Source organism: Bdellovibrio sp. GT3 (genome assembly GCF_037996765.1).
GTDB lineage: Bacteria > Bdellovibrionota > Bdellovibrionia > Bdellovibrionales > Bdellovibrionaceae > Bdellovibrio.
This window is the reverse complement of record NZ_JBBNAD010000006.1, coordinates 244,809-258,407: the sequence shown is the minus strand read 5'-3', so window position 1 is coordinate 258,407 and position 13,599 is coordinate 244,809. Positions and strand designations below refer to the sequence as shown.

Sequence of the window (13,599 nt, the reverse complement as noted above, 5' to 3'; positions counted from 1 at the left end):
AATTTTTATGAGAAAAATGATTATCGCAGCGACTGTATTTATGATGGCGGCAGCTGCTCACGCGGCAGACAGCAAAGTTGGATTCGTGGATATGCAAAAAGCTATTCAAGCAACTTCTGCTGGTAAAAAAGCAAAAGCTGAACTTGAAACAGAGTTCAACAAAAAGAAAAAAGATCTTGAGAAAAAAGAAGCTGATCTGAAAAAGATGGGCGAAGATCTTGAAAAGAAAAAATCAGTTCTTTCTGAAGAAGCACTTGGTAAAAAACAAGCTGAATTCCAGGAAGAAATGCTTAAATACCGTGATATCGTAGGTAAAAGCCAAATGGAAATCCAAAAGAAAGAGCGTGAATTGACAGCTCCTATTTTGAACAAAATGAAAACTGTGATCGGCAAATTGGCAAAAGACAAAGGTTACACTTTGGTTCTTGAAAACAACCAAGGGGTTTTGTACTCCACGCCAGACTCTGATCTAACAGAAGATGTTATTAAGGCTTACGAGAAAGAAAAATAGTTTCAAAACTCAAAGGGGCCTCAAAAAGGTCCCTTTTAATTAGGATATACGTTCCATGGCAAATTATAAAATTCATCCTTCCAGTGTTGTTTCCCCTGATGTTGAGATCGCCGATGATGTTGAAATCGGTCCTTATTGCCTTATTCAAGGCAAGGTGAAGATCGGCAAAGGCACGATCGTGGAAGGTCACGTTACTCTGGGTTCGCGCTACGGTATTTTGGATATCGGCGCCAACAATCACTTCTGCCCGGGTGCGGTTATCGGTGGAGCTCCTCAGGATATTTCCTATAAGAACGAGCCTACTTCTTTGATTATTGGTAACAACAATATGTTCCGTGAGTTCACGACTGTGAATTTGGCGACCTCCAAAGGCGACAAAAAGACAGAAATTGGTGATAACGGTTACTTCATGGCTTACACACACGTGGGGCATGACTGCAAACTTGGCAACAATGTCATTCTTGCAAATAACACCCATTTGGGTGGTCACTGCGAAATCGCTGACGGCGTGTTCGTCGGTGGTATGAGTGCTTTGAATCAATTCACCAAAGTCGGAAAAATGGCGTTTATCGCAGGCAGCAGTATCGTGAATAAGGATATTATTCCATTCTGCCGCGCTCAAGGTACCTACGCGACTATTCGTGCTACCAATAAAATCGGTCTGGCACGTAAAGGTTACCCACGTGAAGAAGTGACGAATGTGCATAAAGCGATTCGTATCATCATCATGGGTTCCCATACTGTTGAGGAAGGCATCAAGCGTGTTCAGGAAGAATGCACAATGAGCCCGAACATCGAGTATTTCATTAACTTTATCCGTTCATCGAAGCGCGGAATCGCGGTCGACAGAAGCCCTAAAGGTTGGCAAGAAGATGAGCAATAGACTACGTGCCGCCGTTGTCGGCGTCGGTTACCTGGGTAACTTCCATGCTCAAAAGTATAAAAATAATCCGAACGTGGAACTGATCGGGGTTTGTGATCACTTTCCGGCTCAGGCAGATAAAATTGCCGCTGAGTTGGGAGTTAAAAGCTTTCATCGTCCACAGGATTTGATCGGTCAGGTTGATTTGGTGACAATTGCGGCTAGTACGCAAAGTCACTATGAAGTGGCCAAACTTTTCCTGGAAAACGGTGTTCACGTTAACGTGGAAAAACCAATCACAGCAACGGTGCCTCAGGCTGAGGAGTTGCTAAGTCTGGCTGAAAAACACAAAGTGAAATTGGCAGTGGGTCATATTGAAAGATTCAATCCTTCTGTGAATGAACTTAAAAAGCACATGAAAAATGTGTCAACGATCGAGCTGATCAGAACGGCGCCTTACAAGGCTCGTGGGGCTGACGTCAGCGTTCTTCACGATCTGGCAATTCACGATATGGATTTGTTGTTCTGGCTAACAGGCAGCGAGATTGAATCCATGATCTGCTCTGGCACAAAGTTGATTTCTCCGGAATTGGATACTGCATCCATTTCCTTTAAAATGAAAAATGGCATCCATGGCATCATCACGGTCAGTCGTGTTTCTCCGGTGGGTCAGCGATCCATTCGTGTGGTTCAGGATGATTGCACTATTTACGCAAACACCGGGATCCATGAACTTGAAAAAGTCGAGAAGGGTGCTGGCGGCGATGAATTGACAAAAATCACCAAGTGGACGGTGGATAAAGCCGATGCTTTGCAAAAAGAGACGGATGCATTCGTCGATGCAGTTTTGAATAACAAAACGCCGGTGGTTACAGGTCTGGATGGATTGAAAGCTTTGCGCGCCATCGAAGACATTCAAAAAATGATTGGTAAATAAATGGATCAAGTATTGTTCGTGGCCGCCGAGGCCTCCAGTGTGACTTATGCTCAAAGAATTCTTGAGACCTGGAAAAAGCAGGGACGTAAGATCCATGCTTTTGGTGTCGGCAGTCAGGACATGGAAAACCTGGGATTTGAACGTCTGGGGAAATCCGAAGAAATGGCCGTTGTGGGGGCTGCGGAGATTATCAACTCCTACGGTCTTCTGAAGGGTGTGTTTGACAGTCTTGTTCGCGAGGCTGAAAAACGTCGTCCTAAAGTGGCGATTGTGATGGATTATCCGGAGTTCAATCTGATGCTTGCAAAAAAACTGCATGCCTTGGGAATTCCCGTGGTTTACTACATCTCTCCGCAGGTGTGGGCTTGGCGCAAAGGCCGGGTTAAGACCATCAAAAAATATTGCAAAAAAGTATTCGTACTATTCCCATTCGAAGTGCCTTTCTATGAAGAGCACGGCGTTCCTGTGGAATTTGTGGGTCATCCTTTGTTGGATGAATTGGATGAGCGTCTGATTGATGATGCCACTTATCTTAAAACTCACCGCAATCAAGTCGGCATTCGCGATGACGAAATTGTTCTTGGATTGATGCCGGGCAGTCGTCGTCTGGAGCTTAAGCAGCACTTCCAGATTCAATTGGATGCCGCGCGAATTTTATCAAAAAAGTATCACAATCTAAAAATCGTCATTTTGACAGCTCCTACATTCACCAAAGAAAAAATGCAGGAGTATCTGGAGGACTTCCGTCTGCCATATATTCTGCTAAAGGATGAGCCATTTAGAATGATTCATCTGGTGGATATGATGCTGGTTGCTTCAGGTACAGCCACTTTGCAAGTGGGTCTTCTGCAAAAGCCGATGGTCATCATGTATAAAATGAAGTGGTTGACCGGTATCTTTGCCCGTATTTTCGTGCGTGGGACCAAGTTCTATGGATTGGTGAATCTGATTCTGAATAAAGAAGCAGTTCCTGAACGTTTCCAGAATGATGTGACCGCAGAAAATATGGCGGCACTTTTGGATCGCTATATTTCGGATGCGGCCTATACCGCGGAAGTTAAAAAAGATCTGGCATCTTTGCGTTCTTACTTGGGCGACAAAGGGGCCACTTCACGCGTGGTGAAATCATTGGATGAGTATTTGACGGTATGAAACCATTACTGAAGCCATTGTCATTTATTTATGATCACATCGTGGGTTTCAAAAACTCACTTTATGACCGTGGAATTCTAGGGGCCTATAAGCCGCCTATGAAAGTTATCAGTATCGGAAATTTGACAATGGGTGGAACGGGGAAGACTCCCATCACGGATTTTTGCCTGAAGTCCCTGGTCGGCGAACATAAAAAAGTCGCAGTCGTCAGCCGGTCGTATCGGGCAGATGCTTCCGCTTCCGTACGCGTTGATGTCACACATCCGCATGCGGCTCGATACTATGGTGATGAGCCCGTACTGTTGGCTCAGGCCAATCCGGATGTCACAGTCTTTGTTGGCGACAGCAAATGGCAGACGGCGGAATACTCAACGAAGAATTATGGACCGTTCGATGTGATCGTCGTCGACGATGGATTTCAGCATCGAAAACTGCACCGTGATCTGAATATTGTTATTCTGGATGCGACCGAGCCGTGGAGCAACTATCAGGTTGTGCCAGAAGGCCGTGCCCGCGAATCCTGGGAAGGGCTTGAACGAGCCGATGTGATTCTATTCACAAAGTGCAACCTTGCGGATGAAAACAGTCTTAAGGTCGTTCAGGATCATCTGCCACCAGGTAAAGAGATTCTTTATTTCGGCTATGACATCGTTGAATTGAATAATGGCAAAGAGACTGCACCCACCGAGATATTAAAAGGTCAGTGCATGTTCCTGGTGTCGGCTATTGCGCGACCGGATGTTTTTGAAAAGATGATGCGGTCCTATGGAGAGATTTCCAAACGAAGCCTTCATTACCGCGATCATCATCAGTACACAGAGTCTGATGCGCAAAAAATCTGGAATGACTTTAAGAAGTCGGGTGCCGACTATCTAGTGACTACATCCAAGGATGCGGTGAAGTTGCGTCGTCTGTTGCCAGAGCCTGAAAAGCTCTGGAGTACCAATTTGCAGGTGACGGAATTTGGGACCAAAGGACGTCTGCATGAAATTATTGGCCAACTTTTTAGCTAAAATCGGAATCTTTCTGTCCAGCATATTGCCACGGAAGATCCAGCGACTTTCGGGTTCCTGGATTGGATTTTTATGGTGGGATGTCTTTGGCTTCCGAAAAAAAATCGTTCTTGGTAATCTTGAAATAGCCTTTCCGGAGTGGACAGACGCTCAAAGAAAAAAAGTGGGGCGCGAGTCCGTTTACCAATTGGGCTATAATTTTGGTGAATTCTTTTTTATTCCGAATATGTCACGCCAATGGGTGGATGAAAATGTGGTCTTTGAGGGGTTGGAAAACCACGAGCAGGCTCTTGCCAACGGCAAAGGATTTTTTTATCTGACACTGCATTTGGGCAACGGGGATTTGGCTGCCAACGCCCTTAGTGTGATCGGTCAAAAGATTCATATCATTTCAAAAAGCTTCAAGACCCAGTGGTTTAACAATCTGTGGTTCTCGGTTCGGGGCGCTCAAGGTGTCAGGTATATCGAAGCTCATGGGCCTAATAATGCTTTTGAAATCCTGAAAGCTCTTAAGCGCAATGAAGGTCTTGTCTTCGTTCTGGATCAGTACATGGGAAAACCTTTTGGTGTAGCGACAACCTTCTTTGGGAAACGCACCGGCACAGCCTATGGTCTGGCTTTATTCGCACAAAAAACCAAAGCACCGGTATTGCCCATTTATACCTATGAAGGACAGGATGGGAAAGTTCACGTGGTGATTGAGCCAGCTATGGACTTGAGCCCTTCTATCGTTGAAGATAAGGACCAGAGTATCGCCAATATCACGCAGGCGTTTACAGATAAGCTTGAGCAAATAGTCAGAAAGCATCCAGAGCAATGGATGTGGGTTCACAGGCGTTGGAAGGATTTTTAGTGGATAAGTTTTCGATTGCAGCAGGTCTATTCGCAGTTTCAATGTTGTCGGCATGTTCGACTTCATTTTTGAAGTATGAAAAAGCCGATCAGCTTGGAACTATGGATGAATTTGAAAAGGCTGTGAAGATTGAAGAGCCTTCAGCCCCAGCCACGGAAACAGTTGCTGCCGGTAATACCAAGGATGTCGAAGCAAAGACCGCTGCCAAGGATGAGAAAACAACGGCAGCCGCAAAGCCTACAAAAGAATCCAAAAGCTCCAAAGCGGTGACTGCGCCCGCAAAAACTGCTCCGGCGGCCAAGGCTAAGGAATCTTCCAAGTCTAAGAATGGTAAAGATAAAAAATCTGAAGCCGCAGTCTCAACCCGCCGACAACCAGTGATTGAAGATGATGCAGGATTCAATGGACGACGTCCCATCGTGGACCCCTTCCGTGTGGGTGAAGAAGTCGTACACGATGTGTCTTACTTCAAAATGTCAGCCGGAGAGTTGCGTTTTAAAACCTTGCCTATGGCAACAGTGAATGGTCGTAAATCCTACAAGCATAACATCGCGATTAAGACGATCTCCTTGTTTGCCTCAGTTTATACTGTTGAAGATAACATCGATATTTTCATGGACTACGAGGAACTGACGCCGACCGTATTCGAGTTGCATGTAAAAGAATCCGGACAGTTGCGTGAAGCCAAAATGCTATTTGATAACAATAAAAAAACAGCAACTTTCTGGGAAAAGAAAGTGACCAAGCAGGACGGCGAAGAGGAAAAGCGCGAACAATGGGAACTCGAGGAGTATGCGCAAAATGTCTATAGTGCGATCTACTATATGCGCATGTTTCAGTGGGATGTCGGCAAGGAATATGCTTTCCGTGTATCCAATGACAAAGAGAATCTGGTTTTTTCGGGCAAAGCAATTCGCAAGGAAGTTTTGGATACAGAACTGGGTCCGATGAAAGCAATCGTAATTCAGCCAAATATCACTCTGAAGGGCAAGTTCAAACCGATCGGTGAAAATCTGATCTGGTTGTCTGATGACGAGCACAAGTACATTCTTAGAATCGAAGCCAAGATCAAAATTGGAACCTTGGTGTCAGAGGTTGTCTCGATCAAACCGGGAAAACTTCCCTAAAATAAAAAACCCGGTGATGAGCCGGGTTTTTTTTATTAATCGCAGTATTGAACTATGCGGCCAGTCGCTTTGTTGACGTTGACGGTTTTGGCAGTCACCCATTGTTCGACGTCTTTTTCCAGAATTTCATCCCAGACTATTTTTTTAACCTGCAAAGCCACCATATAAGAGGCGCCATCTGGCAGGCAGTTGCCCTTGGGATAGGCGTCCTCGATGACGATCGTTTGTACGTCGTTGGCAATCAGTTGAGCAGAAACTTTATTGAATTGGTCGTTGATATCCTGAGACCGAGCTCCAGCAGGGAGTGCCGCAAGCATAATCAGTGGAAGCAAGTACTTCATTTTTCCGTCCTTCTGGTGAATTACTGGCAGGTATATCACAGCGAAGGGAGGAAGTTGTTTTTTACGATTTCAAGGTAAGGGGCCTTATAGAATTTGACCGTAACGTCTAAGAGTTTTTCATGTCGCGGGCAAGGCGGGAAGCTGCCAGGGTTTCAATAACCTTGGCCAAAATAAGATTCTGAGCCAGCATTTTATAGAATGCATTCTGTTCGATTTCCAATAAAACCGTATCTCTTTGAGTGGTTACTGTCGCCGTTCTGACGCCTCCGGAAACCAGCAGTGAGATTTCACCAAAACAGGTTCCTTGGTTTAGAACATTAATGGCAGTGCCCTTTTGACTAATAACCACAGAACCTTGAATCACGATGTAGCACGTATTGCCGGCTTGGCCTTCATGAAATAAAGCCTGGTTTGCGGGAGCCTGTACCAGGCGTCCGGTGAATATCAAGGCATCCAGACTGTCCGTGGGGATGTCCTTGAAAAACGGTGATGACAGCAGGGCCTGCATCACCCAAAACCGATGCTGAAGGGCCTGGGCTTTATCAGACTTGATAAGGTTGTCGTACTCAGGCAGGTGATGGACTCTTAGAACTTCAGAGGCTGTACTGGTGATAACATCGGCATTGCGCGGTTGGCTTAGCAGAAATCCTCTTTCACCAAAAAGAGCCCCTGAGCCCAGTGTTGCCACAAGCTGTCTGCGGGTCTCCGAGATGACTTTGTAAATGGAGGCTTGTCCTTTTAATAAAATAAACAGATCACGACTGCTTTGCCCGGAATGAGTGATGCGAATATTGGGCGGCACAGTAAAAACCTCTGCTTTTTGCAGCAGATAGTTGGCCAGATGGGGTTCCAGGGAGCGAAAGAACGGCAGGGTTGCAGGATCGGGTTTGATCTGTTTGCCATTCATAACGTCGATGGAGCTAAATACCAACGGCGAGTCGTCAGAGTTCACTTTTTTAAAATAGTCGATGATGTTTTGATTTGCGATCAGTCTTTCGCGCACCAGAAATTGAATCAGACTGTAGAGTTCACGGAAGCTGACCAACCATCCTTGCCCCAGAAAGAACTGCACAAGTCCTTCGATGGAAACTCCATTTTTCAGAACTTCGAGGTAGGAAAATTGCAAAGCATTCAGCTCAAAGCTGCCCAGACCTGACGGTAAAGTCACGGTGCCACCCTGCGCGTGTTTCAGGGTTTTGATGGGTTTAAGTTGAATCACTTCACGTTCTATTTTCATCCCTGAGCTTATCGGAAAAATGCGGGTGTTTTTTGCCGCGGCCTTGGTCCTGAAAATCGATGACCAGACCCCTTGAAAGTCAATATGGATGGGGTTGATGTTCTACAATAATGCTATGGCGCAAACCAATTGTCGGTATTTTTCAGGATACAAACCCTGTTCTAAAAGTCAGAGCTGTGACTCGGACTGTGTCTCGTATGATGCACCAAAAATTTCTATTTTAATCGTACATTTGGGGGCGCTGGGGGCAGTGGTTCGCAGTACGAGTTTGTTAAAAGCGATCAAACGCAAGTATCCTTCATCCATGCTGACATGGGTGACCGATGCACCCGCGCATTTGCTGTTGCAGAATCATCCCGTGATTGATCGGGTGCTGACAACTCGCGAGGCTGATCTATTGCAGTTGCGGTCTCTGGAATTTGATGTCGCATTTGTTATTGATAAATCTCTTAAAGCTGTCGGTGTACTTCGTCACACGCAAGTGCTACAGGTATTTGGCTTTACCGCAAATCCAGTGAACGGAGCGATTCTTCCGGCAACTCCCGCCGCAGAAGAGTTGTGGGAGCTGGGTCTGAATAATCAAAAAAAGTTCTTCGAAAACCAAAAGCCCGAGACGCAGCTCATGATTGAAGCCTTGGAACTGGGTCCGTATAAAAGAGATTCCTACTGGTTGCCGCTGACGGAGTCAGAGCAGACGCAGTTGCAGGAGCGTCGCTCGGGGTTTTTGACCAACGGCAAGAAGTGGGTGTTGGGTTTTAACACCGGATGCAGCAATGTTATTGCAGCGAAAAAGCTTACAGTGGAGTTTCATCGATTGATGATAGCTTCTTTGCAAAGCAGATATCCTGAGGCGCAAATTGTGCTATTGGGTGGTCCCGAAGACACTGAGCGAAATGTGCAGATCGCCCGCGGTTTGCCAGTTATTTCCACTGCCACTGAAAGCGGCTTGCGCGATGGTCTGATCAGCGTTGCAGCGTGTGATGTGGTGATCACCGGTGACAGCCTGGGCATGCATATGGCGATTTCTCAGGGGCGACAAGTGGTGGCCTGGTTCGGCCCAACCTGTGCTCATGAAATTGATTTGTATGGCCGCGGAGTATCTATTCTAACCAAGAGCTCATGCAGTCCTTGCTGGAAGAGAGCTTGTGAAAAAAGCATAATGTGCTACGATCAGGTCTCTTTGCAGGAGATCGTTCATGCCGTTGAATCTTGTCGTACAAACAGCCTTTCTGGGGGACTTGCTCTTGGCAATTCCACTCCTGAAACGTTGTCGTCAGATTTGGCCTGATCACGAGCTGGGGCTGGTGTGTCGCAAAGGTTTTGGCGACTTCTTTATCAAAACAAAATTGGTAGATCATATTTTTGAAATCAAAAAAGGTGATGCAGATTCTTATGTGCAGGCACTGCAGGTGATTGCAAAGCACCAGGTCAATTACCTTTTGTCCCCCCACGAATCCATGCGCACGATTTTCTTTTGTCGCAAAATCAAGGCTCAGCATAAAATCGGTTTTAAAAAACCATTCAGCTTTCTGGCTTTTTCCCAGACGGTGAAAAAGCCCATGATGCTTCCGGATCCAATGCGCCAAATGAGTCTGTTGCAACCAGTGGATGGCAAGTTGCCAGAGTTATTGCTTAGTTATCAAAACAGCGTCAAACCTTATGAACTCGATTCGAAGGGTAAGCTGCCTTCCCCTCCGGAATGGTCATCGATGAGTGTTCGCGAAAAAATCATGCAATGCACGGATGTGTATGCGGGCTTGCAATCTCGCTACAACCTGAATGCGTTGAGTGAAGGTCGTGGTGTACTGATGTTCCCGGGATCCGTTTGGGCAACTAAGCGTTGGACCAAAGAGGGATTCGTCGCAACCGGTAAATCACTTCAGGAACAAGGCTTTCAGATTTATGTAATGGGCGGGCCGGGCGAGGAAGCTCTGGCGCAGGAAGTGACCGACTTGATTCCGGGTTCGATTTGTATTGCCGGAAAGACCTCTATTTTAGAGTCGACGCAGATTATTGCCCGTGCGCGATTGTTGATCGGGAATGACAGTGCGGCCTCTCATATGGCGGCTTCTTGTGAAACTCCCTTGATCGCCGTATTTGGTCCCACTGTTTTAAGATTTGGATTCAGACCGTGGTCAGCAGATTCATATATTGCTCAGAAGGAAAACTTGCCGTGCCGTCCCTGTGGCAAGCACGGGCATAAAGTGTGTCCTATCAAAACTCACGTCTGCATGACCCACCTGCCAGCAGAGCAGGTGGTCGATAAAGCCGAAACTATTCTTCGCTCGTAAAGTCTTTGACGTTGATTCCGTACTTGCGGATTTTTCTTAGCAAGGTGTTTTTCGGAATATTTGCCTGAGCCACAGTTTGATTGATTCGACCCTGATTTGCTTTCAAAGCACTCACGATGAATTCCTTTTCCATGCCTTCTTTGAACACGTCAAAGTCCAACGGGCCGGAGTAACCGACATTGGCCGTTTTCTCGGGAGCTTCCTTGGGAGCAAGCTTCAAGGATTCCGGTAAGGATTCCAGTGTGATATTTTGGGAGTTCTCCACGATGAAGGCGCGTTCGATCACGTTTTCAAGTTCGCGGATGTTTCCTGGCCAGCGATAGGCTTTAAGCATCTCCAAGGCCTCGTTGTCGATTCCATTAATGGTGCGACCATGCTGACGGGCAAACTTTTTGATAAAGTGCTGTGCCAGCGCCTGGATGTCGTCAGAGCGATCACGCAATGGCGGCAAAAAGATGGGCATGACATTCAAACGATAGAAAAGATCTTCGCGGAAGGTGCCATCGGCCATCATTTTTTCAAGGTTGCGGTTTGTCGCCGCGATAATACGTGTGTTGGTTTTTACTTCGCGGTTGCTGCCCACAGGAGTGAACTTCTTTTCCTGAAGCACGCGCAAAAGTTTGACCTGCATGTCAGGGCGAAGCTCGCCAATTTCATCCAGGAACAAAGTTCCGTTGTTGGCCATCTGGAATTTGCCGATTTTGCGCTCGATGGCGCCGGTGAAGGCACCTTTTTCGTGACCGAAGAGTTCGCTCTCCATCAGGCTTTCCGGGATCGCGCCGCAGTTGATTGCCACGAAGCTTCCGGATTTGCGAGGGGAGTTGAAATGAATCGCGCGTGCCACCAGTTCTTTACCAGTTCCATTTTCACCGCGGATCAACACTGTCGTATCCACTTTGCACAGGCGATAGATCAGGTTGAAGACCTCTTTCATTTTTTGCGAAGAACCCACGAACTCTGATTCGATATCATCGTCAAAGATCGGATTCGACAAGGCCAGGCTGGAAACCAGATCACGGGCTTCCTGGCTTTTGCGAACGATCTCTGTCAACGTTTGTGGATTGACCGGTTTTTCAACGTAGTCGTAAGCGCCTTCTTTGATTGCAAGGACAGCATCGTGAAGATTGGAGTGTGCGGTCATCAACACCACGAAGGTGCGAGGATCATGCTCCTTGATGGCGGTCAACGCTTCCAGGCCATTCATTTCCGGCATCTTCACGTCCATCAAAACCAGATCCCAGGATTGTTGTTTTACTTTATCCAAAGCCTCTTTACCTGTGGAGGCCTCGTCAATTGTAAATTCAATTTCCGGCATGGTGGATTTTAGAATGGAAATGACCGAACGGCGCAGTTCCGCCTCGTCGTCCACAATCAGAGTGCTTAGTTGATTGATCATAACATCTCCTCGATAACATCTTCAGATTCCAGTGGAAGGGTGAAGGACACAGTCGTGCCTTGCCCCCATTTGCTATCCATCGCAACTTTGCCACCATGAAGTTCAATAAAATATTTAACTAAGTAAAGACCCAAACCGGTCCCTTTGGTTTTTAAATCCTGATCACTGCCGCGGGTGAATTTGCCCCAGACTTTGTCCAGATCCTCGGGTTTGATACCGTCACCGGTGTCTTTGACTTCGACTTTGATATCTTCGTTCGTTTCAGAGGAAGTCACCTCAATCAACCCTTGGGCGGGCGTGTACTTGATCGCGTTCTCAACCAGGTTGATAACAACCTCTTTGATCAGGGTCGTATCAAACTCAACAGAGAACATGGGCTCAAGATGAGTCTGAATACGGATGCCTTTTTCTGCAGCCAGGGGGCGCAGAGTGGAAAGAGCATCTTCGATCACCTCGTTGATGTCCGCGGCGTCTTTGTTGATTTTAAATTCGCGGGACTCAATGCGCAGGACTTTGAGGATGGACTGAATATAGCGATTCAGTTCGTCACCGAATGTGCGCAGGGATTTTAAATCCGTTTGCAGTTCTTGATCCTGATTTTGCGTCAACAAGCGGTCCACGATCGCCTGAATTTTTGCGATCGGTGTTTTCAGGTCGTGGGAAATGAGGCTCACGAAATTGTTTTTAAGCTGTTCCAGCTCTGCCAGGTACTGCTGTTCCTGCTGGAGGGCGAAGTTCTTGCGTTCAATTTTTGTTGCCTGGTATCCAATGAAGATCGTCCAGGTCGCAGCCAATAGAACGAACGGCGCAAAAGCCGGGGACCAGAAATAGAAGCTGTCGAAAACCCAGGCTGACAAGGCCGCCAATAAAGTCGCAATCCACAACACAAAAAACAACGCCACCGATTGCGGGTAGGTTGTGATGATGAAAATGGCAAAGCCCATCAAAAACAAAAAGCCCAGGGCGTACCACCAGAAATCCAGACGTTGAATCCATTTGTTGCCAAGCAGGGTGTCGGTGATGTGGGCCATAATCTCCGTGCGAGTGAGTGTTCCCACCGGAGTCAGGTAAACCGGAGAGGCCGAGGTTTCAGCCCCGATCAGGATGATTTTTCCGGCAAAGGCGTTGGCTGGAAGTTCATCGTAGAGAATTTCGCTCAGACCATATTGGGTGAAATTATAAATGGAGCCGCGATAGTTGATGGGAAGTCCCGCAAGACTTGTGGGGAAGGTCTTGCCTGTGATTTTTTCAACCAAATGGGGCATGTCCGCGCGCTGCGGGAATACCCGGCGCACCAAGCCGTCTTCGTCACGGCGAACTTCGTTGGCGCCAAGATTGGTGTGATCACGATTGCTGAAGGCCGGAGTCAAAACGCGCTCAAGACTGTTCGTCGTTGTGGACCAAACGACACGGGGGTCGAGGAAGGTCTTTTGTTCGGCAGGAGTCAGTTGAACGCCGCCGATGTTATCGCCAAAATAAAGAGTCACACCCACGGCCTGGGGGTTTTGCTTCAGAACTTTCGCCAGCAACTGGCTCCAGATGCGTTTGTTCCAAAAGTAGCTGTCAGTGACGTCGGTTGCCGAGTCCAGATCCAGCAAAGAGGAATGTTTGGTGTAGATACCGGTGAAGTCAGATTGGCGAATCGTGATTAGAACGATTTGTGAGGAGACTTTTTGGTCACCGCGAAGCTTGAAACGCTGGTCATAGGACGTGACTTCATCAGTGGAAAGAGCCAGGCATCCGATCGCCCAACACAACAAGCAACGAAGAAAGAAACCGCGTTGGCGTAAGAAGTACCTCAGCAGGACCTCGCTGCGGTGTAAAACGCGATTTAAATACTGTTGAAAGGTCCCTTGTTGCACGCGTTGCAACATAGCAA

General features: G+C 47.1%; 13 protein-coding genes. 9 read left to right on the top strand and 4 right to left on the bottom strand.

Annotation, left to right across the window (positions count from 1 at the left end):
- Positions 1 to 7: 7 nt before the first annotated feature.
- Genes AAAA73_RS16595 through AAAA73_RS16565 form a run of 7 tightly spaced genes read left to right on the top strand, consistent with a single transcriptional unit; the run spans position 8 to position 6,455 of the window.
- Positions 8 to 511, top strand: a complete 504-nt coding sequence (locus AAAA73_RS16595) for an OmpH family outer membrane protein (protein WP_340599614.1) — start codon at positions 8 to 10, stop codon at positions 509 to 511.
- A gap of 55 nt (positions 512 to 566) precedes the next feature.
- A complete protein-coding gene (lpxA, locus tag AAAA73_RS16590; RefSeq protein WP_340599613.1) occupies positions 567 to 1,394 on the top strand; it encodes an acyl-ACP--UDP-N-acetylglucosamine O-acyltransferase in 828 nt (275 codons plus the stop codon).
- Positions 1,384 to 2,310 carry a Gfo/Idh/MocA family protein gene (locus AAAA73_RS16585; RefSeq protein ID WP_340599612.1) on the top strand — a complete coding sequence of 309 codons (927 nt, stop codon included), beginning with the start codon at positions 1,384 to 1,386 and terminating at the stop codon, positions 2,308 to 2,310. Before lpxA ends, AAAA73_RS16585 begins: the two co-directional genes overlap by 11 nt.
- Positions 2,311 to 3,462, top strand: a complete 1,152-nt coding sequence (gene lpxB / locus AAAA73_RS16580; RefSeq protein WP_340599611.1) for a lipid-A-disaccharide synthase — start codon at positions 2,311 to 2,313, stop codon at positions 3,460 to 3,462.
- Positions 3,459 to 4,475, top strand: coding sequence for a tetraacyldisaccharide 4'-kinase (gene lpxK, locus AAAA73_RS16575; RefSeq protein WP_340599610.1), 1,017 nt, complete (start codon positions 3,459 to 3,461; stop codon positions 4,473 to 4,475). Before lpxB ends, lpxK begins: the two co-directional genes overlap by 4 nt.
- Positions 4,447 to 5,328, top strand: a complete 882-nt coding sequence (locus tag AAAA73_RS16570) for a lysophospholipid acyltransferase family protein (RefSeq protein WP_340599609.1) — start codon at positions 4,447 to 4,449, stop codon at positions 5,326 to 5,328. Before lpxK ends, AAAA73_RS16570 begins: the two co-directional genes overlap by 29 nt.
- Positions 5,292 to 6,455 carry a DUF3108 domain-containing protein gene (locus tag AAAA73_RS16565; RefSeq protein WP_340599608.1) on the top strand — a complete coding sequence of 388 codons (1,164 nt, stop codon included), beginning with the start codon at positions 5,292 to 5,294 and terminating at the stop codon, positions 6,453 to 6,455. The genes AAAA73_RS16570 and AAAA73_RS16565 overlap by 37 nt, the downstream gene beginning before the upstream one ends.
- 35 nt (positions 6,456 to 6,490) lie before the next feature.
- Here AAAA73_RS16565 and AAAA73_RS16560 read toward each other — a convergent pair whose 3' ends face one another.
- Together AAAA73_RS16560 and AAAA73_RS16555 are read right to left on the bottom strand one after the other, a co-directional pair.
- A complete protein-coding gene (locus tag AAAA73_RS16560; protein WP_340599607.1) occupies positions 6,491 to 6,796 on the bottom strand; it encodes a hypothetical protein in 306 nt (101 codons plus the stop codon).
- Positions 6,797 to 6,902: 106 nt separating this feature from the next.
- Complete coding sequence (locus AAAA73_RS16555; RefSeq protein WP_340599606.1) at positions 6,903 to 8,033, bottom strand: cyclic nucleotide-binding domain-containing protein; 1,131 nt, start codon at positions 8,031 to 8,033, stop codon at positions 6,903 to 6,905.
- A gap of 250 nt (positions 8,034 to 8,283) precedes the next feature.
- On the opposite strand from AAAA73_RS16555, the gene AAAA73_RS16550 reads away from it, so the two are divergent.
- On the top strand, positions 8,284 to 9,321 hold the full coding sequence (locus AAAA73_RS16550; protein WP_340599605.1) for a glycosyltransferase family 9 protein: 1,038 nt from the start codon (positions 8,284 to 8,286) through the stop codon (positions 9,319 to 9,321).
- Positions 9,278 to 10,324: a glycosyltransferase family 9 protein gene (locus tag AAAA73_RS16545; protein WP_340599604.1), complete on the top strand. Its 1,047-nt coding sequence runs from the start codon at positions 9,278 to 9,280 to the stop codon at positions 10,322 to 10,324. Before AAAA73_RS16550 ends, AAAA73_RS16545 begins: the two co-directional genes overlap by 44 nt.
- On the opposite strand, the gene AAAA73_RS16540 is transcribed toward AAAA73_RS16545, so the two are convergent.
- Together AAAA73_RS16540 and AAAA73_RS16535 are read right to left on the bottom strand one after the other, a co-directional pair.
- Positions 10,308 to 11,720 (bottom strand): sigma-54-dependent transcriptional regulator, encoded by a 1,413-nt coding sequence (locus AAAA73_RS16540; protein WP_340599603.1) that lies wholly within the window; start codon positions 11,718 to 11,720, stop codon positions 10,308 to 10,310. The two genes, AAAA73_RS16545 and AAAA73_RS16540, sit on opposite strands and share 17 nt — an antisense overlap.
- Positions 11,717 to 13,594: an ATP-binding protein gene (locus AAAA73_RS16535; protein ID WP_340599602.1), complete on the bottom strand. Its 1,878-nt coding sequence runs from the start codon at positions 13,592 to 13,594 to the stop codon at positions 11,717 to 11,719. The genes AAAA73_RS16540 and AAAA73_RS16535 overlap by 4 nt, the downstream gene beginning before the upstream one ends.
- Positions 13,595 to 13,599 lie beyond the last annotated feature (5 nt).